The following is a 23,336-nucleotide window of genomic DNA, read 5'->3' on the forward strand; positions in this document are numbered from 1 at the left end:
TCTCATCCCTATAAAGTAGCCAGGAAAGGGAGCAGGTAGCTCACCACCGGCAAGACCAGCATAAAGCTGTCAAAGCGGTCTAGGATACCGCCATGGCCGGGGAGGATATTTCCTGAATCTTTGACGTCGAAAGTTCGCTTTAATAGGCTTTCAAAAAGGTCCCCTAGGATCCCTACTACAGCGATGGCCAAGGCAAAACAAATGGTGGCCAGGGGGCTGGGTAGGGCCTTGATAAAGGCATTGGCAATGAGCAGGGCCAGGACCGCAAAGGCCAGGCCACCGAGAGCCCCTTCAATGGTTTTATTGGGGGAAAGCTGGGGGGCCATTTTCCGCTGGCCAAAGGCCCGCCCCACAAAGTAAGCCCCGCTGTCTGAGAACCAGACTGTCAGGAAGGCCATTAGGAGGAGCCAGCTGCCCCGGGACACATCGTAAAGGGTCAGGGCATGCATAAAGGTCCAGGCCCCATAGACCAGCATCAGGAGCAGGAAGGCAATATCCTGGATGGGAAGCCGGGGATAGGCAAAGACCCCCAGAGCCACCAGGGCCACCAGGTAAAGAGCCAGCACAACCCCCTGCCAGTCTGACCAGCCCAGGAGGTAGGTCAAGAGGAAGCCAGCGGCCCCTAGGGCAGGGAGCCAGATAAAGGCCATGAGCCTTTTCGGCGCATACATCCGGGCCAGTTCGTAAAGGGCAGCGGCCATTAGGGCCGCCACCAAGAGGACCATGAGCGGCCGCACAGTAAATAGGCAAAGTAGGATCACAGGAATGCCTACAAGCCCAGTAATAATACGTTGTCTCATACTTTTCCTTTCGCATCGATCCCACCAAAACGCCGGTTGCGTTTCTGGTAGTCAGCGATGGCATCCAGTAGGTCGTCTGCAGAAAAATCCGGCCACAGGGTATCCGTCAGCCATAGCTCGGCATAGGCCATTTGCCAAAGCATGAAGTTGGAAATCCGAAATTCACCGGAAGACCGGATGATGAAATCCGGGTCCGGTTGGCCGGCGGTATAGAGCTTATCGGCCAGGCTTTCTTCGGTAATATCTTCTAGAGACCGGCTACCGGCCTGGACTTCTTCAGCCAGGGCCCGGGCCGCCCGCACGATTTCCTGGCGGCCGCCGTAATTCAGGGCAATATTAAAATACAGGCCTGTATTAGCCTTGGTCTTCTCTTCTACCCGGTTTAAGCTGACCTGCACTTTTTCCGGCAGACCGGCCTTATCGCCTATGGCCTTGAGGCAGACGCCATTGGCCATGAGCTTGTCCAGTTTCGCATCCAGGTATTCAACCAGGAGGGCCATCAACCCCCTGACTTCTGCTGTGGGTCGCTTCCAGTTTTCCGTTGAAAAGGCGTAAACCGTTAAATAGTCAACGCCCAGGGCCATCACTGTTTCAAGGACCCGGTCAACAGCTTCCACCCCTGCCCGGTGGCCCTTTAACCGGGCCAAGCCCCTCAGGGTTGCCCAGCGGCCATTGCCATCCATAATAATCCCGATATGCCGGGGAATGCTTCCTTCTTTCATTTGGTTAATGCGTGTCTCTATTGATTCAGCATGGCTCATTCGTCCACCCCATCTCTCATTATAATCTTATAGATAAAATCATGCCTCTATTTTATCATAAGCGCCGGCAGGTGAACAGGCTTAGCCTATTAAGACTTCATGAAGACCAGATAGAAGAAGCCCGGAAAGATTTTCCGGGTAAGAAAAAAGTCGGGCCAGGCCCGACTTGAGGTTAAATTTCCATGACTTCTTTTTCTTTATCGCTGACGACGGCGTCAATCTTTTTGACGGCGTCATCGGTTAATTTTTGAATATCATCTTGGGCTGACTTGGCTTCGTCTTCCGCCACTTCCTTGCCCTTTTCCAGCTTTTTGACTTGGTCGTTCGCATCGCGGCGAATATTCCGAACACTGACCTTGGCATCTTCGCCCCGTTTACGGGCTTGTTTGGCTAAATCTTCCCGGACTTCCTGGGTCAGCTGGGGCAGGGGCAGGCGGATAATCTGCCCATCGTTATTGGGGGTAATGCCCAGGTCCGAAGCCAGGATGGCCTTTTCAATATCCTGCATAACGGTCTTATCCCAAGGCTGGACCGTTAAAAGCCGGGGTTCCGGTGCACTGATATTGGCCACTTGGTTTAAAGGCGTCGGGGCCCCATAATATTCAACAGTAATACCATCCAGCAAAGAAATGTTGGCCTTTCCGGTGCGAATTCGGCTGAGTTCCGTACGCAAGGATTCAATGGATAACTGCATCCGGTTTTCAGTGTCTTTCAAAATGTCATTAATCATTTTGTTCACTCCCTACATAGGTACCAATGGTTTCTCCCATAAGTGCGCGCTTCATATTTCCACGTTCCATCATGTTAAAGACGATGATGGGGATATCATTATCCATGCATAAAGAGGTTGCCGTGCTGTCCATAACTTTTAAGCCACGGTTTAAGACGTCGATATAGGACAAGTGGTCAAATTTCTTCGCATTGGCGTTGGTTTGTGGATCACAATCATAAACACCATCGACCTTTTTTGCCATGAGGATGACTTCCGCTTCAATTTCTGCTGCCCGCAAGGCGGCAGTGGTATCTGTTGAAAAGAAGGGGTTCCCGGTCCCGGCCCCGAAAATCACGACCCGCCCCTTTTCCAGGTGGCGGATGGCCCGGCGCTTAATGTAGAGCTCGGCCACCTGGCGCATTTCAATGGCGGTCTGAACCCGGGTGTCAATGTCATGGTTTTCAAGGATGTCCTGGAGGGCCAGGGCGTTAATCACAGTCGCCAGCATACCCATGTAGTCAGCTGTCGCCCGGTCAATGCCCCGCTTGGACCCGGCCACGCCGCGCCAGATATTCCCACCGCCAACAACGACGGCCACTTCAACACCCAAATCAATGATATCACCGATTTGTTCGGCCAAGGAATCCAGGACACTATTTTCCAGGCCGAAGCCCTGGTCACCGGCGAGGGCTTCCCCGGATAGTTTGATAATGACGCGTTTATACTTAGGTGTTTCCATACAAACCTCCTAGATATAGAAAAAGGGCCCATTTCCTAATGAAATGGACCCCTTTGGCTTAACCCTGACCGACTTGTGCAGCTACTTCAGCAGCAAAGTCTTCTGAACGTTTTTCTAAGCCTTCGCCCATTTCGTAGCGCGTAAACCGGCGAATTTTGATGTTTTCCCCAAATTCAGCGATTGCTGCCTTAACCACATCTTCGATGGTTTCATCATGCTCAGCCCGGATGTAGGCTTGTTGCATGAGACAATTTTCAGCATAGTATTTTTTCAGCCGGCCTTCGACCATCTTGTCGACGATATGTTCCGGCTTGTTTTCGTTTAAGGCTTGTGCCTTTAGGACTTCCCGTTCGTGGTTTAATTCTTCTTCGGGCACTTCTTCAGCGGTCAAGTAGGATGGATTGGCTGCAGCAATATGCATAGCGATATTTTGCGCAAATTCTTTGAAGTTATCGGTTTTGGCGACGAAATCGGTTTCGCAGTTCACTTCAACCATAACCCCAATGCGGCCACCCATATGCAGGTAGGAAGCGATAACCCCTTCAGCTGCAATCCGGCCAGCTTTTTTAGCGGAATCAGCCATCCCTTTTTCCCGCAAGAGGTCAATGGCCTTTTCCAGGTCGCCATCGGTTTCCTGCAGGGCTTTCTTGCAATCCATCATACCGGAGCCGGTTTTTTCACGAAGTTCTTTTACCATAGAAGCGGTAATATTTGCCACAAAGATACCTCCTTAGTCATTAACAGCTTTCTTTAAAAAAGGTAACCAATGGCAAAGCCAACCGGTTACCTGTTAGTCAATTATTCAGCTTCTGCTTCAACGACGGTGTCTTCTTCAAAGCCGTGTTTGGCTTCAACGACAGCATCTGCAATTACGGAAGTCAGCAATTTGACGGCACGAATGGCATCGTCATTGCCCGGGATGACATAATCAATTTCATCCGGGTCACAGTTGGTATCAACAACCGCAATAACGGGAATACCAAGCTTACGGGCTTCATGAACGGCGATTTTTTCTTTCCGCGGATCGATAACGAAAAGAGCACCCGGAAGTTCAGGCATGTTCTTAATGCCGCCAAGGTAACGTTCGAGTTTTTCTTTCTCAGCTAAGAGCAAGGATTTTTCCTTTTTGGTGAGTAACTCGAGGGTCCCTTCTTCTTCCATCTTTTCCAGTTCGAAGAGGCGTTTGATACGGGCTTTGATGGTCTTGTAGTTGGTCAGCATACCGCCTAGCCAACGTTCATTCACATAGTATTCACCCGCACGGATGGCTTCATCACGGATAGATTCTTGGGCCTGTTTTTTGGTCCCAACGAAGAGAATAGGCTTGTTATCCTCGACTGTTTCTTTGACAAAGCCAAAGGCTTCCTTCATGAGACGTACAGTTTTCTGCAAGTCAATAATATAAATACCATTGCGTTCAGCAAAGATATAAGGCGCCATTTTAGGGTTCCAACGGCGCGTCTGATGTCCAAAATGCACACCGGCTTCTAATAATTGTTTCATAGAAACGACGGACATTTGGGCACCTCCTTTCTGGATTTTCCTCCGGCCTCCTCAAGCCTTGCCGCAACTTTCGCTCCAAGGGCAGGCAATGGAAACCGTGTGTTTTTTTACCTCAGACAGTATAGCATACAGGATGTCATTAAGCAAGCATTTACCGGCTGCCAAGTCGTTTTTTCCCAACCATTAAAAACAAGACGGCGGCCAGGAAAATAAAGACCAGCAAAAAGAGGTACATGCCGGCATAGCCCCAGGCGTCCGCAGCCAGGCCGGCCAGAACCGAGCCAATGGCCATCCCCCCATCGAAGCCAACGAAGAAGGTCCCATTGGCTGCCCCAATCCGTCCCCGGGGGGCCAGGGTGACGGCCATGGTCTGAAAGGCCGTTTGCCCGGCCGCAAAGCCAGCTCCGAAAAGGGCCCCGGCCAGGCAGTAAACCCAGATATGGCCGGCAAAGGCGGTCATGACCAGGGAAAGGCCCAGGCAGGACAGGGTGGGCAAAACGACAACCCCTAGGCCATACCGGTCGACGACCTTGCCGACCAGGGGCCGGGAGAGGATCATGGCCAGGGCATAGACGATAAAGTAAAGGCCAATATTCCGGACCCCCCGGCTATAGGCCGAAACCGCTATAAAGGCTGAGTTGGCCCCCATGACAGCTGTCAGTGCCATCATCATCAGGGCCGGCAAGAGGGCTGTTTTTTCATACATGGCCGCCAGGAGGCTGGCCCCTGCCTCCGGCTGAGCTGCCCGCTCATAGGCAGGCTCCGGGGTCAGGGCGACGAGGACCAGGCAGACCAGTAAAAGAAGAGTCCCTATCAGGGTCACCCAATGGAAGCCGTAGGCCTGGAGGACAAATAAACCCAGGGCCGGGGCAATGGCCAGGGCCAGGGAGGTCGAGAGGCCATAGTAGCCCATCCCCTCCCCCAGCCTGGACCGAGCGATGCTGTCTGCGGCCATGGTGCTGGAGGAAGTACTGGCCACCCCCCAGGCCAGGCCTTGGACCGTTCGCACCAGGAGCAGGAGGCCGACGGTGGTGACAAAGCCAATGCCAAAGGTAAAGGCCGTCATCCCTAAAAGGCCCAAGAGAAAAATAAGCTTCCGCCCAAACCGGTCCAGGAGCATGCCGCCCAGAAGGCGAGTAATGATTGAGGAAATACAGACCAGGCCAATCAAGAGGCCGATGCTCCGGTCTCCGGCCCCGATGGACTGGGCGTAAACCGGGAGGGTTGGTGTCAGGACCTGGAAGCTTAAAAAGAGTACCAGGTTAATGACCACAATGGCGATAAAGGGGCCGGTCCAGAGCTTGTCCCGGCCCTCAGTTGTTGACCGGGCCATCTAGTCCGCCTCCCTTAAAAGTTCATCAACCTGGGCGTGGAGGGCAGCCAGGTCACCGTCATTATTGATGACCTGCGGCCCATAAGCCAGCCGGTCTTCATCGGTCATCTGGGCCTGGATCTTCCGGTCGGCATAGCCGGCGTCAATGCCATCCCGGGCCATGAGCCGGCGGACTTGGGTTTCCCGGCTGACCCTGACCAGCCAGACCTCATCGCAATATTTCTGAAAGCCGGTCTCGTATAAGAGGGGGACCATGAGAAAGACCAGGGACTGGGACTGGGCTGCCGCCATCCGCTTCTGCATTTCCCGGTCAATGGCCGGGTGGATGATTTGATTGAGCTGGTTCCGCTTTTGGTCATCTTTAAAGATGATGGCCGCCAGGGCGCGCCGATCCAGGTCCCCTGCCGGCGAAAGAATGCCCGGCCCAAAAGCCTCCCGCAAGGCCGCTAATGTTTCCCTGCCGGGCTCTACCACTTCCCGGGCAATTAAATCTGCATCGATGACCGGGTAACCCAGGCTAGCCAGGTAGTCGCCTACTGCAGACTTGCCAGAAGCGATACCACCGGTAATACCAATATATGTTGCCATAGGCCCTCCTTATGATGACTGACAGTGGGGGCAGTAGACGCTGGACCGGCCGCCAACGACGATGCTCTTTAAGGGCCTGCCGCAGACCAGGCAGGCCTGCCCCTTCCGCCCGTAGACCTGGTGGGTGAGCTGGTAACCACCTGCATGGCCATCGGCCCCGACATAGTCCCGGATGGAGCTACCGCCGGCGGCGATGCCTTCTTCCAGCACCTGGCGGATGGCCGAATGTAAGCACTGGCAATCCTTCCGGGTCAAGCGACCGGCGGCCTTACGGGGCCGCAGCCCGGCCCGGAAGAGGGCCTCGTCCGCATAGATATTCCCCACGCCGGCGATGATTTTTTGGTCCAGGATAAAGCTTTTGACGGCCAGCTTCCGGCCCCGGCTCTTTTGATAAAGCCCCTCGGCGCTAAAGTCATCACTGAGGGGTTCCGGCCCCAGCTTGGCCAGAGGCGCCTGCAAGTAGGGGTCTTCTGTCCATAGGGCCAGACCACCAAATTGGCGGACGTCCTGGTAGTGCAGGGCCAGGCCCTTGTCAAAGGCCAGGACGATATGGGTATGGGCAGCCGATGGTTCAGGCAGAGGTTTCAGCAAAAGGCGGCCACTCATCCCCAGGTGGGCGACCAGCCAGTGCCCGCCTGAGAGGGTAAAGACTAGGTACTTACCCCGCCGGTCAAGGGTTTGAAGGGTCCGGCCGCATAGCCCTTGGCTAAAGGCCTGGGCGTCTCCCCGGGGCCTTTTGACCTGCTTAGGCAGGCTGACCTGGACCGCCTCAATCCTGGCTTGGACCAGCTTTTCCGCCAGGCCCCGGCGTACCGTTTCTACTTCTGGTAATTCGGGCATAGCGGTCCCTCCTCCTAAACGGTTTCCATTTCTTCCCAGTTAAAGCCAACTTTGACCTCAACATGGAGGGGTACCGGCAGCTCTAACACGTCTTCCATGGCCTCATGGACCATCTGGATAAGCATGCCGGCCTCTTCCGGCGGCGCTTCAAAGATGAGCTCATCATGAACCTGTAAGAGCATCCGGGCCCGGTAGTCATCGGCCTCTAGCCGCCGGTTGACATCGAGCATGGCCAGCTTGATGACATCCGCCGCACTGCCTTGAATGGGGGCATTGACCGCCGTCCGTTCGGCAAAGTGCCGTTGGTGCTGGTTCTTGCTGTGGATATCCCGGATATACCGGCGCCGGCCGAGGATGGTTTTGACATAGCCATTTTCCCGGGCCGCCTCTACGGCTTCATCAATCCAATTCTGAACCAGGGGATAGCGTTCAAAATACTTATCGATATATTCCTGGGCTGCCTTCCGGCTGATGCCCAGTTCTCGGGCCAGGCCAAAGTCTGTCTGCCCATAAATGATCCCAAAGTTAACGGCCTTGGCCGCATACCGCTGCAGGCTCGTCACCTGGTCAATAGGCACATGGAAGACTTCCGAGGCGGTCCGTCGGTGGATGTCTTCTTCACTTCTAAAGCTATTCACTAGGTTGCCGTCTAAGGACATGGCCGCTAAAATCCGGAGTTCGATTTGGGAGTAGTCGGCAGAAATGAGGACCTGGCCCTCTTCAGAGGGGATGAAGGCCTGGCGGATCCGCCGGCCTTCATCGGTGCGGACGGGTATATTTTGCAGGTTGGGCTCACTGGAGGACAGGCGTCCGGTAGCGGTCAGGGTTTGGTTAAAGTGGGTGTAGACCTTCCCCCCTTCATCTGCCAGGGCCAAGAGCCCGTCAATGTAGGTGCTCTTCAACTTGCTTAACTGGCGGTAGTCCAGGATCAGGGGCACAATGGGGTGCTCCTTGCGGAGCTGGTCTAGGACCTCTGCATTGGTCGAGGGGCCGGTCTTGGTCTTTTTCAAAACCGGCAGGCCCAGCTGGTCAAATAAGACCTGGCCCAATTGCTTGGGAGAGTTGATGTTAAAGGGCTCACCGGCCAGGTCGTAGATGTCATCGGTGAGCTTGTCCAACCGGCCGGCGAATTCCTCTTCCATGGCTTGGAGGTAGGGGATATTCAGCCGAACCCCGGTCTGTTCCATATTGACCAGGACCTGGGCCAGGGGGAGCTCCAGGGCATAGTAGAGGTCCGCCATATCAGCTTCTCGGAGGGCTTCAATGGTCGGCGCCTGGAGCTTTTCCAGCCCCTCTAGGAGGGCATAGTGTTTTTCAGAAAGATCTTCTGAAAAAACCATTTGATATCGCTTTTGCAGCTGCCCTTCCAGGCTGTGGTCGCCGGCTTCCGGGTCCAGGAGGTAGTCCGAAAGGACCGCATCCCATGCAACCGGTACCGTTTTGATGCCACACAGGGCCAGGGCGGTGTAAAAGGCCTTGGCATCATCTGTGATGACCGGCTTACCATAGGCCTGGAGCAGGTCCGCCAGGCCCTCTGCCACTTCCCCTTCATAATCGGCGCAGGGAATATGATGGTTCTTCCCCTTGCCCCTGAGGGCCAGGTCGGTCAGGGTCTTACGCCCGTCGTCCAGCCGGCAAATAATGGCCAGCTGGTCGGCATCGGCCAGGCCATCCAGGCAGGCCTGGATGGCGGCCGGGTCCCTGTGCACTTCCCCTTCGGGCTGGGCCTCGGGCTCCCGGCCCTCGTCCAGCTGGTTGAGAAATTGACGCAGCTCCAGGCGGCTGTAAAAGGCCCGGAGCCCATCCAGGTCCGGCTCTTTCAGACGAAAGTCTTCCATGGGCGGGATGTCCAGGGGCACATCCGTGCTAATCGTAGCCAGGTCCCGGCTCATGAAGGCCTGGTCCTTATATTCCGTCAGCTTGTCGCCCATTTTCTTGCCGGCGAAGTCTTCCATATGGTCGTACAAGGCCTCCATAGATCCATACTTTTGCAAGAACTTGGTCGCCGTCTTGACCCCGACACCGGGCACCCCGGGGATATTATCCGAGGCATCACCCATGAGCCCCTTGAGGTCGATGATCTGGGTCGGGTTGAGGTCATATTTTTCCTTGAGGGCTACCAGGTCCATGACCTCCGTATCAGAAAGGCCCCGGCGGGGGTAGATGACCCTGATATGGTCCTCAATGAGTTGGAAGGTATCCCGGTCCCCGCTGACCAGGGCCACATCAAAACCTTCTGCCTTGGCCTTTTTACCCAGGGTCCCTAAAATATCGTCCCCTTCGTAGCCGGGCATACTCAAGATGGGGACCTGCATCAGGGTCAGGACTTCCCTGATGAGGGGCATTTGGGCCGCCAGGTCATCGGGCATCCCCTTCCGGTTGGCCTTGTAGTCTGCAAACTTTTCATGACGGAAGACCTTGCCCCGTTCATCAAAGGCCACTGCCAAATAGGGCTCCTCTTCGCTAGCGATTAACTTTTTCAGCATATTCAAAAAGCCTACCACCGCATTGGTTGGCGTCCCATCCTTGCTGGTCAAGGGGGGGACCCCATAAAAAGCACGGTTGGCAATACTATTTCCATCTACAATAAAAAAAGTATTCATGCGTCACCTGTCTTCCCATTCCTTATCAAGGCCAATTTTTCTTCCCTGGTCCACTGCTTGAGCTGGTATTCCCGGGCCATGGCCTCATGCCGGCTGGCAAAGGCCTCCCAGTAAACCAGCTCTACCGGCAACCGCCCCCTGGTATACTTGCTGCCCTTGCCGACATTATGCTTGGCAAGCCGCTTGTCCAGGTCAACGGTATAGCCGCAGTAGAGGGTATTGTCTGCACACTTCAGCAGGTAGGTATAATAGGTCTTCATTTCTCTCTTCATATTTAATCATTATACACCATAATCCGCGGCGACCAAACGATAGCAAGAAAAAACGGGGTCAGGCCCCGTTTCCTTATCTTTTCACAAAATATTCATCATACCAAATCAGGAAGCAAAGCACAGTGTAAATATAGCGCTGCCGCATGGCCTTGCCTTCATAGTGGTCCTGGAGGTAGGCCAGGAGCTTATCCTGGTTGAAGAATTCACTCACATAGGGGCGCTCAAAAACGGCCTTAACCGCCAGGTAGTATTTTTCCTGGCAGAGCCAGTCCCGCAGGGGCACCGGGAAACCGACCTTCGGCCGCTTGGCCCACTCTTCCGGCAGTTCGGCCAGGGCGGCCTTGCGCAAGGAAATCTTGGCTACCCCATCGCAGACCCGCTGGTCCGGGGAGAGCTGGGTGGCCAGGTGGATGACCTCCTTATCCAGGAAGGGCACCCGGAGTTCCAGAGAATGGGCCGAGCTCATCTTGTCCGCCTTTAAGAGGATGTCCCCGGGGAGCCAGGTCCGGATATCGATGACCTGCTTGGTGGTCAGCTCGTCTTCCCCATGGAGGCGGTCATACTCAGGGGCCAGGAGCTCTGTTGCTGACGGACCGCCCCGGTAGGTCGGGGTCAGGAGGGCCAGCGCTTCATCATCAGAGAAAATCCGGGCCTGGCCCACAAAGCGTTCGCGGAGGGGCTGACCGCCCCGGACGGCCAGGTCACCCAGGCGGGAATGGGGAAAGGCCTTCCCGGCGGTCTGGTAGAGGCCCCGGCGGACAAAGGCCGGGAGCTTTTTATAGAGGGCCAGGTGGGGCGTATCCATGTAGCTGTCATAGCCGCCAAAGAGCTCATCTGCCCCCTCGCCCGAAAGGACGACTTTAACGTGTTCGGAAGCCAACTGGGCCAGGAAGTAAAGGGGCACTGAAGACAGGTTGGACTGGGGCTCATCCATATGGTACTGGATGGTCGGTAGGGCCTCGAAAAAGTCATCGCCACTGATCAGGCGCTTGTAGTGGGTAAAACCTAAAATTTCCGATAGCCGACGGCCCAGGTCTGTTTCATTGAAGACCCCGTCATAGTCCTTAAAGCCGACGGAAAAGGTCTTTTCCGGCCGGAAGAGGGCGGTGATAAAACTAGAGTCAATCCCACCGGATAAAAAGGCCCCGACCTGGACGTCTGCCATCTGGTGGTAGCGGACACTCTCCCGGAGGACATCCCCAATGGCGGTGGTAGCCTCATCATCGGTCAGGCCGGCAGCCCGGTAGTTAAAGTCCCAATATCGGCCCCGGTCGGTGATCTTCCCCTCCTTGACCTTCATCCAGGTGCCAGGAGTCAGCTTGTAGATGTCCTTAAAAAAGGTCTCTTCTGTTGCCGGGTACTGGAAGGTCAGGTAGGGGCGAAGGGCCTTAGGGTTGACGGCCTTCCGGAAGGACGGATGCTCTAAAAAGCACTTGATTTCCGACCCGAAGAAAAAGCTACCGTCATCGGAGGCTGCCCCATAGTAAAGGGGCTTGATGCCGAAAAAGTCCCGGGCTAAAAAGAGCTCCTCCTTTTTCGCATCCCAAATGGCAAAGGCGAACATGCCTCGGACCTTGTGCAAGACCCCTTCTCCCCAGGCATCATAGCCATGGACCAGGACCTCGCTATCGGTTTCAGAGATAAAAGTATAGCCCTGCTTGACCAGGTCCTCCCGCAGTTCCTTGTAGTTGTAGATTTCGCCATTGAAAATCAAGGCCAGGGTCTTATCTTTATTGAAAAGAGGCTGGTCCGCCTCATTACTTAAGTCAATGATACTCAACCGCCGAAAGCCCAGGACGATTTGATCAGTGATAAAGGTGCCGTCGCTATCCGGCCCCCGATGGGCCATCGCGTCACACATGTCCTTGATGACTGCCGCATGGTCTATTTCTTTATTTCCCGGCATGTAGCCGACAATACCGCACATAAGTAGCCTCCTCTAGCTTGACTGTACCTTTTTACGCTTCTTGTTATTATACTGGAATGAGAAGCCTCGCTCAAGCTTTTGCCCCGGCAAATAAAAAAACGGACGTAGGTTTACGTCCGTTTAAAAGTCTTTTTAAGCTTACATCATGCCCATACCGGGAGCGCCTGCACCGGCGCCGGCCATCGGGTCCTCTGTTTTGATATCTGCCACCAGGCTTTCAGTGGTCAGGATCATAGAAGCGATGGAGACTGCATTTTGCAGGGCACTGCGGGTGACCTTAGCCGGGTCAATGATACCGGCTTCAATCATGTCTTCGTAGCGGTCAGCGAGGGCATTGTAACCAATCCCCTGGTCTTTTTCCTTAACGGCCGCAACGACGACAGACCCTTCCATACCGGCATTTTCAGCGATTTGGCGAACCGGGGCTTCTAAGGCATTTTTAATGAGGGCCACACCGGTCATTGCGTCTGCTTCGTCCAGTTGGAGGTCATCCAGGGCAGCCATAGCAGAAATGTAGGAGGTGCCGCCGCCGGCGACAATCCCTTCTTCCACTGCAGCCCGGGTTGCAGAAAGGGCGTCTTCAATCCGCAATTTCTTTTCAGCCAGTTCTGTTTCCGTGGCAGCCCCCACCTGGATAACGGCAACCCCGCCAGCCAGCTTGGCCAAACGTTCTTGCAGTTTTTCCCGATCGAAGTCAGAGCTGGTTTCCTCTAATTGAACACGGATTTGAGCCACCCGGCCGTCAATGCCTTCCTTACCCCCCTTACCTTCAACAATGGTGGTATTGTCCTTGGTAACAGTGATTTGGCGGGCAGAACCGAGCATGTCTACCGTTGCATCTTCCAGTTTGTAGCCTAATTCTTCAGTGACGACAGTAGCCCCGGTTAAGACGGCAATATCCTGGAGCATTTCTTTACGGCGATCACCAAAGCCAGGAGCCTTGACAGCGACACAGTTAAAAGTGCCCCGGAGTTTATTTAAGATCATTGTGGTCAGGGCTTCCCCTTCCACATCTTCAGCGATGAGCAGGAGGGCCTTACCGGTTTTCACAACTTGCTCCAGGACAGGTAAAATTTCCTGGACATTGCTGATTTTTTTATCCGTAATCAGAATATAAGGTTCTTCTAAAGAAGCCACCATTTTTTCCGTATCGGAAACCATATAAGGAGAGATATAACCCCGGTCAAACTGCATCCCTTCAACGACATCTAAAGAGGTGCCGAAGGTCTGAGAGTCTTCAACGGTGATAACCCCATCATTGCCAACCACTTCCATGGCGTCAGCGATGAGCTTACCGGTTTCGTCATCCCCGGAAGAAATAGCCGCCACTTGAGCGATGGCTTCCTTATTTTTAATGGGGCTGGATACCTTTTCAATGGCTTCAACTGCCTTGTCTGCAGCTGCCACCATCCCCTTACGGAGAATAATGGGATTGGCACCGGCAGCAATATTTTTGAGACCCTCACGAACCATGGCCTGCGCCAGCACCGTAGCGGTGGTGGTCCCGTCACCGGCGACATCGTTGGTTTTAATGGATACTTCTTTTAAGAGCTGGGCACCCATGTTTTCGAAGGCGTCTTCCAGTTCAATTTCCCGGGCGATGGAAACCCCGTCATTGGTAATTAAAGGGGCGCCGTAGGGTTTGGATAAAACAACGTTACGGCCTTTAGGCCCAAGGGTTACACTCACGGCGTCAGCGACTGCATTAACCCCTTTTTCCAAGGCTGCACGTGCTTCTGCACCAAAACGAATTTCTTTTGCCATCTATATTAGCCTCCTAGTAAAAGTAAAACGTATATAAGCTTTAATTAGCCGAGAACGACTAAGATATCTTTTTCTGCGATAATAACGACTTCTTCGTCATCCAGTTTCACTTCGGTACCACCGAATTTGCCATAGACAACCTTATCACCAGGTTTCACTTCCAAGGGCACACGGTCACCTTTGTCATTCAGGACCCCACTGCCTACGGCAATGATTTCCCCTTGGTGGGGTTTTTCTTGGGCGGACCCGGGCAGAACGATCCCGCTCTGGGTTTTTTCCTCAACTTTTAAGGGTTTAATAACGACTTTGTCGCCTAACGGTTTAATGTTCATTAAATGGCCTCCTTATTGACTTTCCTGTTTGTGTTAGCACTCAATCTATTCGAGTGCTAACACCATACCTATATAATAGCAGATTCAAAAAAAAATGCAAGCCTTTTTGCCCAATCCCCCGATAATTTACGGAACTTGCAATCACCGGCTGCATTCGCTATAATCTTGTCGACAAAGGAGGGGTCTTATGACTGCACAAGATTATCGCGATCAAATGACCAAGGCCCGCAAGGCGCTCTCTCAGGAAGAAAGAGACTTAGCCGGCAAGGCCTTCGCTGCCCGTTTATCGGCCATGCCCGAATGGCTTCGGGCTGATACCGTGGCCTTATTCTTATCTTTCGGCAGTGAACTGAAAACTCAGGACTTAATCGAAACCGCCTTCGCAGAAGGCAAACGGGTACTACTGCCCATCTGCCAAAAAAACTACCAGATGATTTTCTCTGTCTACCGGCCAAGTACGCCGCTCATTACAACCGGGCTAGGTCTGGAAGAAATTGCCCCCGAGGCTATTGAAGAGGTCCCTATAGAAGAAATTGATTTCTGCCTGGTACCAGGCCTGGTCTTTGACGAGACCGGCGGCCGGATTGGCTATGGGGCCGGTTTTTATGACCGCTTCCTCCCCCGCTTAAAAGAGGGGACCCCTATTATCGGCGCCGGCTATGACTGCCAGGTCGTCAAGGGTGAAAAGATTCCCCAGCAGGATACCGATATGCCCCTATCCATTATCGTTACAGAAAAGGCCACTTACCATACCCAGGCATAAGAAAAAGACAGGTCACATCCAAAAGGGATGTGACCTGTCTTTTTAGGTGAGCCTAACCGGTCAAGAGGGGTGACAGGGTGGTAATCAAGCCAATCAGGCCAACCCCAACCATCAAGCCACCGGTAATCCGACCGGTGGTTTTCTTCTCTTCCCGGGTGTATTTTAAAGAATAGAGCATCAGGGCACCAGCCACCAGCGAACAGACATAAGCTAAAATGGTACCGGCCTGATAGGGCAGGAAGCCCATCCGGTCAAAGGTCGGGGCGCCCAGCATGAGGATTAAGGCGGCGGTTAAAAGGCCCAGGGCAACCCCATTGAACCGTAACCGCTTCTTCTCCATCCCCCGCTCTTCCGGGGTGACCTCCTTGGCCATTTCCGCCTGTTCTTTGGCTGTTTTGCGATACTGTGATTTTTTCTTTTTCCCACTGCGAGATAGCTTCCTACTCATAGGGCCTCCTTATCAGGCACCCACTATTTTCGCTGCGATTCGGAAAGGTGTAAATAAGGACGGAATTCTATAATGCGAAAGGCCGCCAAGCCAATGAAGATTCCCACCATGCTGAGCAGAGAGATGGGTGTTGTAATCCACAAGGACACCGTCGGGTCTTCCACAAGTCCTACCGACATCACGAATAAAAAGATGGATGCACAGGTCATTAAAGCTACGCCAATTACTTTCATAAGTCCTTCCTCCTGACAAGAAAATGAGAACCCAAGTTCCCCGAACGTGTTTTCTTATATTTTACCAAACAAATGTACCTTGTCAAGAGGATTTTCGATTGTATGTTCGCTTTTTTTGCTTTGAAATAAAAATCAGCGAGGCCGCCAAGGTCTCGCTGATCAGTAAATCCCAATTAGAAGTTACGGTTGCCTTTTTTCAGGAAGTCCGGAATGTGAACATCCGTAAACTTATCCTTGCTGCTGGACCGGCTGGTCCGTTGTTGGCCACCAGCCTTGTAGGCATTCGTATCATAGGTATTGCGGTCATCCGGTTGGAAACCAGTGGCGATAACCGTAATTTTGATGTCGTCCTTGGCATCCGGATCGTTAATGGCCCCAAAGATAACGTCTGCGTCAGCACCGGCGGCTTCATAAATATAATCTGCTGCTGCTTGAGCTTCCAAGAGGGTCGGGTTATCCCCGGAAACGTTCATCAGGATAGCAGAAGCCCCATCTATAGAGGTTTCAAGGAGAGGGGATGAAATAGCAGCTTTTGCGGCAGCAACGGCCCGGTCTTCACCCTTGCCGTAGCCAACACCCATCAGTGCTGTACCGGTATTTTGCATGGTAGACCGGACGTCAGCGAAGTCCAAGTTGATCATAGCCACTTTGGTAATGGTATCGGAAATACCCTGGACCCCTTGTCTTAAGACATCATCAGCGATATCAAAGGCTTCTTCAAGGGTGGTTTCCTTGCTGGCAATTTCAAGTAAGCGATCATTAGGAATGGTCACTAGAGAGTCGACCTTGTCGGTTAAAACAGCAATCCCTTGGGCAGCATTGCTCTTGCGTTTTTTCCCTTCAAAGGCAAAGGGTTTGGTGACAACGCCAATGGTCAGCGCCCCTTGGCTTTTGGCGATTTCAGCAACAACCGGTGCTGCACCGGTGCCTGTCCCGCCGCCCATACCGGCCGTCACAAAGACCAGGTCAGCGCCTTCAAGGGCTTCTGCTATTTCTTCCCGGCTTTCTTCTGCGGCCTTTTCACCAACTTCAGGGTTACCGCCTGCACCGAGGCCCCGGGTGAGCTTGCTCCCCAGTTGGATTTTTTGGTCTGCTTCTGAGTGTGCCAGCACCTGAGCATCGGTATTGGCAACGATAAATTCAACACCTTGCACTTTGGCTTCAATCATGCGGTTTACGGCGTTTCCGCCACCGCCGCCAACGCCGATCACTTTAATGACCGCAGCGTTGTTTGCAACATTATCATCAAGTTGGAACATGCTATCCCCTCCGAAAAATCGCAATATTTATCTTTATGATATACCATATAACCCTTTCTTGCAATTAATTTCTCAATTTAAGATGCAAGAGTGGGATCGGCTAAGCCTGGTCATTTTCATCCTGGCCCGTTTCCGGGTCTCCTTCAGCAACGGCTTCCGTGGTGCCTTCAACCCGTTGGGCCTCTCTTTCTGCAGAAATGGGCATTCCTGCCCCTTCCATATCCAGGGGAATGGCGCTGCCATCCTGGCCCTTGAGTTTTAAAATAGGCGACTTGCTGTAGCGCATATCAATATACTCTACCTTACCCTGAACGGCGTTGGAAAGAATCACTTGTTTCATAATATCGTTCAAGGCGGACATCCGGCTCTCAATCTTTTTAATACTGCCAATCCGGACCTCAATACCGTTCGAGGTGTAGGCCAGGATATTATCCTTTTCGGCAATATTGATTTCCTGAATGCCGGCCAGCAAGTCTTTGGGCATGGCGTTGACCACGGCCAGGGCTTGTTCAAAGGCTTCGTTTTTTATTTTCCCACCAGGTTGGGGAACGGCCTTTAAGGATATGCCCGTAATGATGGGGATGGTCGTATTCTCTAGGGTTGGGGTGCTGTTGAGTAGTAACCCGTCAGCGCTAAACTGGAGAAAAATCCCCCGGTTGACCAGGACACCGACAGCCCGCCGTTCCTTGACTTCAATGCTCAGGCTGTGGGGCAGGTGGCGGTGGATGCTGGCTTCTTTAATATAGGGGTGGCTTTCCAGAGAGCGGATGGCCTCTCCCTTTTTATATAGGAAAAGGTTCTGCCCCTGGGGGTGGTTGGCCAGTTGGGTCACATGCTGTTTCGATACCGCCTGGTTGCCGGTGATGGCAACGGCATCGATATTCATCAGGGGCGACAAGGCAAGGGAAACGATGATGGTAAAGATGACAGACAGGATAATCGTCAGCTGAAATTCCGCTGAGAGTTTCCTTTTTCTTCCGCCAGCCCGCTCTTCCAGCTGCCCGCTGGGGCTTTCGTCAGCCGGTTCTGCCGGCGAGGGGGTTGGGTCGTTTTTCTTTCTTTTTAACATCGTTCACCTCCTTGTGGACGCTAAAGTGTTAGGATAGGTATTTTTCCTTTAAGGCCTCGACAATATTCGGGGCCTCTTGCCAGATGGAGCCGGCCCCCATGACCAGGACCATATCCCCTGGTTGAAGATGGCCGGTCAATTCTTGGGCGACGGCCTCTTCCTTGCAGAGGGTTCCTGTCCGGCCAGCAGGCAGGCAGTCTAAAATCAGTTGGCTGGAAACCCCTTCGATGGGGTCTTCCCCCGCCGGATAAACGTCTAAAAGAAAAATATCATCGGCTGCAGACAGGGCTGCGGCGAACTTATCCGCTAAAAACTGGGTCCGGCTATAGCGGTGGGGCTGGAAGACTGCGACCACCCGGCCGGTGTGACAGTCTTTGGCGGCCTGGATGGTGGCACTGATTTCTGTGGGATGGTGGGCATAGTCATCGACGACTTGGATGTCTGCCACATCCCCAACCAGCTGAAAGCGGCGCTTGGTTCCATGGAAGCCCCGCAGAGTCGCGGCAATGGCCTCAAAAGACAGGCCCAGGTCCATGGTACAGATGGTGGCTGCCAGGGCATTCTGCATATTGTGGCGGCCGGGAATGATGAGTTCCAGCCGGCCCAGATAGTCGCTGCCCTGGTAAATATCAGCCTCATTGAGGCTGCCCTTTTGCTGGTGGTTACAAATCCGATAATCGGCCTGGTCACTGTAGCCATAGGTCTTTACATCAGCCGGGGCCACTTCTTTGAGGGCCAGGGCCTCGGGGCAGTCGGCACATAGGAGGACGTGGCCATCGACTGCCGTCAGTTGAACGAAGCGGCGGAAAATATCCTGGATGGCCTTGATATCCTTGTAATGATCCAGGTGGTCCTCTTCTACATTGGTGACGATGGTATACCAGGGGTGGAGGTTTAAGAAGCTGCCGTCGCTTTCATCGGCTTCGGCGGCCAGGTATTCCCCCCGGCCCAGCTTGGCATTACTGCCGATTTCATTGATAACGCCACCGACGACAATGGTGGGGTCCAGGTTATTTTTTTCTAAGACCAGGGAAACCATGGAGCTGGTGGTTGTCTTTCCATGGCTCCCGGCGACGCAGATGCCCTTTTGTCGGCGCATTAATTCGCCCAATACTTCTGACCGGTGGCAAACGGGAATATGCAGGGCTTCTGCTGCCCGGCGTTCCGGGTTATCCAGCCGAATCGCCGTGGAATGGACGACCAGGTCCATGTCCTTATGTATGTGGTCGGCAGATTGACCGATGTCAATCCGGGCCCCTAGGGTCATCAGACGCTGGACCCGGGAAGATAGGGCCACATCCGAACCGCTCACCTCATACCCGAGCGCCAGGAGAATTTCGGCAATGGCACTCATGCCGATGCCTCCTATACCGATAAAATGTATTTTTGTCTTGCCTTCAAGCGTCATCTGCGCGCAGCTCCTTCCTACTGAAGACTACCCTGCTTTTCTAATACGGCCATAATATCGGCTAAAGCATTGGGTTTGGCTAAGGCTTTCATCTGCTTGGCCATTCCCCGGCGATAGTCATCGTCATCTAAAAAACGTTCTAAGGTCTCTAACATCAGCGGACCGGTGCACTGGGCATCTAAAATCATCTCCGCAGCGCCTGCATCAACAATGGCCTGGGCATTGTGGGCCTGGTGGTTCTCGCTGGCATAGGGGTAGGGTAAAAGAACCGCCGGCAGGCCAGTGGCCGAAAGTTCCGCCAGGAAAGTCGCACCGGCTCTGCCTACGGCTAGGTCGGCTGCGGCCAGGGCCAGGGGCATGTCATAGAGATAGTCTAATAATTTAAGGCCCGGCGTCCCTGTATCTGATAGGCCGGCTGCCCGAATGAGACCCCGGGTTTCCTCATACCCGTTCCGCCCGCTGATAAAAATCACCTGGACATCCTCACTTTTCAAGAGGGCCGGGAGGATTTGACTCATCGTTTGATTGATGGTCCTGGCCCCTCGGCTACCCCCGGTGATTAAAAGGGTCTTTTTGTCTTCAGCCAGACCAAAGTGGGCCAGGCCTTCCGCCTTTGAATAGCGGCCGATATCGGCCCGGACCGGAAGTCCGGTTACATACATCGGCGTCTTACCCTTAAACCGACCCCGGGCTTCGCTAAAGTTCAGCATTACCCCGTCGGATAAGGGGGCCAGCAGGCGGTTGGTCACCCCCGGGTAGGCATTCTGTTCATGTAAAAAGAGCCGGGCCCCCTGCCCCTTGGCTGCAAGCATGACAGACCCGCAGACAAAGCCCCCGGTCCCGATGACCGTATGGGCCTTAAAATCTTTCAGAATCTGCCGGGCCATCCGAAAACCCTTGCCCGTGGCTTGCAGGGTACGAAGGGTATCCAGGGATAATTTTCGGGTAAAACCCTTCGCTGTAATAGCGGCAAAAGGCAGACCTGTCTTGGGCACAATGTCCGCCTCCAGGCCTGTCTCACTGCCAATATAGAGGATATCCACTTGCGGATATCTTTTTTTTATTTCTTCGGCGATGGCCAAGGCCGGGTAAATATGCCCGCCGGTACCACCACCGGTAACGATCACACCCATTGTCTCGCTCCCCTCATATCCTCGTTATTATATCACGCAATGCGGGAGGATTCATTGATTACTTTTACCTGACCGCTTAACATACCGGGAAAGATTCAGCAAATAGCCCACCGTTGCCAGGGTAACGATCAGGGAGGACCCCCCGTAACTGATGAAGGGCAGGGCAATCCCCGTAACCGGCAGGACACCAACGGCCACCCCCATATTGATAAAGGCTTGGAGGGAAATCATCACCGTCAGGCCAAAGGTCACCAGGGACTTATAAAAGTCACGAATATGCATAGATATCCACAGGCCCCGCCAGGCAAAGGCGATAAAGAGGGCCAGGACACAGCCGGCCCCAATGAGGCCCAGCTCTTCACCGATAACAGCGTAGATGAAGTCGGTGTGGGACCCAAAGAGGTGGCTTAACTTCTGCCCCCCATTACCCAGGCCGACCCCAAAAAGGCCGCCATCTCCAAAGGCATAAAGGCTCTGTACCAATTGAAAGCTCCCGGCCTCCATCTTTTCCGGATCCATAGGGTTAATAAAGCTGGTGAGCCGGGCCAGGCGGTAGGGCTTGTAGGCAACGGCAGCGCCGAAGGCCACTAGGCCCAGGCCCATGGTCCCCAGGATATACTTTTTAGGTGCCCCGGCAATATAGAGCATGGCAAAGAGGCAGCCGGCCAAAACAACGCCGGTGCCCAAGTCTTCAATGACCACCAGGGCCGGTACGACCATCATAGCAATCAGGGTTTTACCGTACTCCGGTAATTCATCGAGCCGGTCCCGGACCTTTTCCAACTGGCCGGCAAAAACCACGACCAGTACCGGCTTGGCTAAGTCGGAAGGCATGAAGCTCATCCCGAAAATGCTGATCCAGCGGCGGGCCCCATACTGGGCATCTGTAAAGAAGGAGGCCACGATAATAAGGCCAATAACGGCAACCAGGGCCACAGGAGCAAAACGGCGAATGATTTCCGGATTAAAAAAGAGCATGATGACCAGGGCCAGGACCCCGCCTATGGTCATAAAGAGCTGGCGGGCGAAGTAATAGCCTCCCTGCCCATGGAGCATGAGACCCTCATAGGAGCTGGAGGACAGGACCATGACCAGGCCCACTGCCAGAAGAATTAGGGAAATCTGCAGGAGCATCAGGTCCGGACCTGTCCGAACCCCCTGGACCTCAGCCCACCTGGCCCGGCGGTAACCGCTGAGCCAGCTTTTTTTGCTATTCTTGTCTTTATGTTTATCTTTCTTGCTTTTCGCCTTCTTATCTTTAAGGGGCTGGTCTTTGACCCGAAAGCGCGAGCCAGTAGCGGGGTCGCCCTGGTCCCGGTGGAGAGACTGGTCTTGCCGGGCCGCCCCAGACTGGCGTTTGGCCCCCTGCCTGTCCGGCTGGCGGTGGGCCTCGTCCGGACGCTTGTCCCCACCCAGGTGGCGGACCAGGTTGGCCTTTTGCGACTTTTTCCGCCGCTCTTCTGCCTCGCTCTGGTCCGACCAGCGGTTTCTAGGAATTTTAGCCATCGAGTTCGTTCACCAACTTCTTAAATAAATCGCCCCGCACCTCATAGTTGGGGAACATATCCCAGCTGGCACAGGCCGGACTGAGCAGGACCACGTCCCCGGGCTGGGCCGCTTGCTGGGCCAGGCTGACGGCTTCTTCAAAGCTTGCGGCCGCGCTGTAGTCTGTATAGGCGAACCGGTCCAGGGCCTGGCGGATATCCGCCTTGGCCTCACCGACCAGGACCACATGCCGACATTTATCCTGAATAAGGGGGACTAAAGGGTCAAAGCTATTGCCCTTATTCCGTCCGCCCAGGATGATCACAATGGGCTCATCATAGGCCTGCAAGGCCTTTTCTGTTGCATCCGGGTTGGTCCCCTTACTGTCATTAACATAGCGGACGCCGGCCAGGTCCCTCACCGGTTCAAGCCGGTGGGCCACACTGTGGAAGGTCCGCAACTGCTGGCAGATATGGGCTTCATCCGCCCCGAAATACAAGGCCCCGAGGACCGCTGCCATGATATTTTCCGTATTATGGGCCCCGGGCAGGGCAATGTCTGATCGGTCAAGCAGGCAGTGGGGCGCATCTTGGGGCTGGAGGCGCACCATCAGCTTCCCCTCTTTTTCCCACATGCCCAGGGGCGGCTGCGCCTTCAGGCTGAAATACCAGACCTGCCCCCCTGCCCGTTCGGCTAATTGGCAAACCGTAGGGTCATCGTAGTTGGCGATGAGGAGGTCTTCCGGCCCCTGGTTTTCAAAAATCCGGGCTTTTGCTTCGGCATAGGCCTCCAGGGTCCCATGCCGGTCCAGGTGGTCCGGGGTCAGGTTCAGGTAGGCCGCTGCATTGGGGCGAAAGCGGTCAATCAGTTCCAGCTGGAAGCTGGATAGTTCCGCCACCACCACGGCCTCTTCCGGCAGGTCCGGAACCGCAGAAATGAGCGGGGTTCCGATATTACCTCCACAAAAAACCGGCGCCCCAAATCCCTCCAGGAGGTGGGCCGCCAGAGCCGTGGTGGTCGTTTTACCATTGGTCCCGGTGATACCAAACCAGCGGGCCCGCCCTTCCCGGTAGGCCAGCTCCGGTTCTGAAATCACCGGAATGCCGGCCGCCAGGGCCTCTTGGACCGGTCCAATCTGCGGCGGCACCCCGGGGCTTAAGACCAGGATATCCGGTTTCAGGGCATCAATATCAGGCCTACCCCAAATCAGCTGGATAGACCGGTTGGCAAAATATTCCACCGTTGCCGCCTCCTTGCCCGGATCAGAATCCGCCAGGATGACTTCGGTATTTTTTTTCCTTAACAGGTAGTCTGCACAGGCCAGTCCGCTCCGGGCCGCCCCGATAATTAAGTAACGCTTCATT

Annotated in this window: 23 protein-coding genes; 1 reads left to right on the forward strand and 22 read right to left on the reverse strand. The window is 54.2% G+C overall.

Features of this window, described 5'->3' with window-relative positions; genetic code table 11:
• Positions 1–8: 8 nt before the first annotated feature.
• From ACLGL1_RS06510 to ACLGL1_RS06575, 14 genes are all read right to left on the reverse strand, one after another.
• Positions 9–800, reverse strand: a complete 792-nt coding sequence (locus ACLGL1_RS06510; RefSeq protein ID WP_411007899.1) for a phosphatidate cytidylyltransferase — start codon at positions 798–800, stop codon at positions 9–11.
• A complete protein-coding gene (locus ACLGL1_RS06515; protein WP_411007900.1) occupies positions 797–1,561 on the reverse strand; it encodes an isoprenyl transferase in 765 nt (254 codons plus the stop codon). The genes ACLGL1_RS06510 and ACLGL1_RS06515 overlap by 4 nt, the downstream gene beginning before the upstream one ends.
• Positions 1,562–1,733: 172 nt before the next feature.
• Complete coding sequence (gene frr, locus ACLGL1_RS06520) at positions 1,734–2,291, reverse strand: ribosome recycling factor (RefSeq protein ID WP_411007901.1); 558 nt, start codon at positions 2,289–2,291, stop codon at positions 1,734–1,736.
• Positions 2,284–3,012 carry a UMP kinase gene (pyrH, locus tag ACLGL1_RS06525; RefSeq protein WP_411007902.1) on the reverse strand — a complete coding sequence of 243 codons (729 nt, stop codon included), beginning with the start codon at positions 3,010–3,012 and terminating at the stop codon, positions 2,284–2,286. Before pyrH ends, frr begins: the two co-directional genes overlap by 8 nt.
• Before the next feature lie 58 nt (positions 3,013–3,070).
• Positions 3,071–3,730 carry a translation elongation factor Ts gene (tsf, locus tag ACLGL1_RS06530; RefSeq protein ID WP_408977808.1) on the reverse strand — a complete coding sequence of 220 codons (660 nt, stop codon included), beginning with the start codon at positions 3,728–3,730 and terminating at the stop codon, positions 3,071–3,073.
• A gap of 80 nt (positions 3,731–3,810) precedes the next feature.
• Positions 3,811–4,530 (reverse strand): 30S ribosomal protein S2, encoded by a 720-nt coding sequence (gene rpsB / locus ACLGL1_RS06535; RefSeq protein ID WP_411007903.1) that lies wholly within the window; start codon positions 4,528–4,530, stop codon positions 3,811–3,813.
• Between the two features lie 136 nt (positions 4,531–4,666).
• Entirely contained in the window at positions 4,667–5,848 is a 1,182-nt protein-coding gene (locus ACLGL1_RS06540; RefSeq protein ID WP_411007904.1) for an MFS transporter, read from the reverse strand.
• On the reverse strand, positions 5,849–6,436 hold the full coding sequence (gene coaE / locus ACLGL1_RS06545) for a dephospho-CoA kinase (protein ID WP_411007905.1): 588 nt from the start codon (positions 6,434–6,436) through the stop codon (positions 5,849–5,851). It lies immediately after the preceding gene.
• A gap of 9 nt (positions 6,437–6,445) precedes the next feature.
• Positions 6,446–7,276, reverse strand: coding sequence for a bifunctional DNA-formamidopyrimidine glycosylase/DNA-(apurinic or apyrimidinic site) lyase (gene mutM / locus ACLGL1_RS06550; protein ID WP_411007906.1), 831 nt, complete (start codon positions 7,274–7,276; stop codon positions 6,446–6,448).
• A 14-nt stretch (positions 7,277–7,290) separates the two neighbouring features.
• On the reverse strand, positions 7,291–9,879 hold the full coding sequence (gene polA, locus ACLGL1_RS06555) for a DNA polymerase I (protein WP_411007907.1): 2,589 nt from the start codon (positions 9,877–9,879) through the stop codon (positions 7,291–7,293).
• Entirely contained in the window at positions 9,876–10,139 is a 264-nt protein-coding gene (locus tag ACLGL1_RS06560) for a GIY-YIG nuclease family protein (RefSeq protein ID WP_411007908.1), read from the reverse strand. The genes polA and ACLGL1_RS06560 overlap by 4 nt, the downstream gene beginning before the upstream one ends.
• Positions 10,140–10,224: 85 nt before the next feature.
• Positions 10,225–12,078 carry an asparagine synthase (glutamine-hydrolyzing) gene (asnB, locus tag ACLGL1_RS06565; protein WP_411007909.1) on the reverse strand — a complete coding sequence of 618 codons (1,854 nt, stop codon included), beginning with the start codon at positions 12,076–12,078 and terminating at the stop codon, positions 10,225–10,227.
• A 138-nt stretch (positions 12,079–12,216) separates the two neighbouring features.
• Positions 12,217–13,842, reverse strand: coding sequence for a chaperonin GroEL (gene groL, locus ACLGL1_RS06570; protein WP_411007910.1), 1,626 nt, complete (start codon positions 13,840–13,842; stop codon positions 12,217–12,219).
• Positions 13,843–13,886: 44 nt separating this feature from the next.
• Positions 13,887–14,174, reverse strand: coding sequence for a co-chaperone GroES (locus tag ACLGL1_RS06575; protein ID WP_411007911.1), 288 nt, complete (start codon positions 14,172–14,174; stop codon positions 13,887–13,889).
• 187 nt (positions 14,175–14,361) lie between these two features.
• Here ACLGL1_RS06575 and ACLGL1_RS06580 point away from each other — a divergent pair, with 187 nt between their 5' ends.
• Complete coding sequence (locus tag ACLGL1_RS06580) at positions 14,362–14,937, forward strand: 5-formyltetrahydrofolate cyclo-ligase (protein WP_411007912.1); 576 nt, start codon at positions 14,362–14,364, stop codon at positions 14,935–14,937.
• 52 nt (positions 14,938–14,989) lie between these two features.
• Here ACLGL1_RS06580 and ACLGL1_RS06585 read toward each other — a convergent pair whose 3' ends face one another.
• The 8 genes from ACLGL1_RS06585 to murD all read right to left on the reverse strand — a co-directional run bounded on the left by ACLGL1_RS06585 (position 14,990) and on the right by murD (position 23,335).
• Positions 14,990–15,385, reverse strand: coding sequence for a hypothetical protein (locus ACLGL1_RS06585; RefSeq protein ID WP_408977819.1), 396 nt, complete (start codon positions 15,383–15,385; stop codon positions 14,990–14,992).
• Positions 15,386–15,408: 23 nt separating this feature from the next.
• Complete coding sequence (locus tag ACLGL1_RS06590) at positions 15,409–15,618, reverse strand: hypothetical protein (protein WP_408977820.1); 210 nt, start codon at positions 15,616–15,618, stop codon at positions 15,409–15,411.
• A 173-nt stretch (positions 15,619–15,791) separates the two neighbouring features.
• On the reverse strand, positions 15,792–16,877 hold the full coding sequence (ftsZ, locus tag ACLGL1_RS06595) for a cell division protein FtsZ (protein ID WP_408977821.1): 1,086 nt from the start codon (positions 16,875–16,877) through the stop codon (positions 15,792–15,794).
• A 100-nt stretch (positions 16,878–16,977) separates the two neighbouring features.
• Entirely contained in the window at positions 16,978–17,946 is a 969-nt protein-coding gene (locus tag ACLGL1_RS06600; protein ID WP_408977822.1) for a cell division protein FtsQ/DivIB, read from the reverse strand.
• Positions 17,947–17,974: 28 nt separating this feature from the next.
• Complete coding sequence (murC, locus tag ACLGL1_RS06605; RefSeq protein WP_411007913.1) at positions 17,975–19,354, reverse strand: UDP-N-acetylmuramate--L-alanine ligase; 1,380 nt, start codon at positions 19,352–19,354, stop codon at positions 17,975–17,977.
• Between the two features lie 17 nt (positions 19,355–19,371).
• A complete protein-coding gene (gene murG, locus ACLGL1_RS06610; RefSeq protein WP_411007914.1) occupies positions 19,372–20,487 on the reverse strand; it encodes an undecaprenyldiphospho-muramoylpentapeptide beta-N-acetylglucosaminyltransferase in 1,116 nt (371 codons plus the stop codon).
• Positions 20,488–20,538: 51 nt separating this feature from the next.
• A complete protein-coding gene (locus ACLGL1_RS06615) occupies positions 20,539–21,993 on the reverse strand; it encodes an FtsW/RodA/SpoVE family cell cycle protein (protein ID WP_411007915.1) in 1,455 nt (484 codons plus the stop codon).
• Positions 21,986–23,335 (reverse strand): UDP-N-acetylmuramoyl-L-alanine--D-glutamate ligase, encoded by a 1,350-nt coding sequence (gene murD / locus ACLGL1_RS06620; RefSeq protein ID WP_411007916.1) that lies wholly within the window; start codon positions 23,333–23,335, stop codon positions 21,986–21,988. Before murD ends, ACLGL1_RS06615 begins: the two co-directional genes overlap by 8 nt.
• Position 23,336 lies beyond the last annotated feature (1 nt).

It is taken from the genome of Peptococcus simiae (genome assembly GCF_046569735.1).
GTDB classification, from domain to species: domain Bacteria; phylum Bacillota; class Peptococcia; order Peptococcales; family Peptococcaceae; genus Peptococcus; species Peptococcus simiae_A.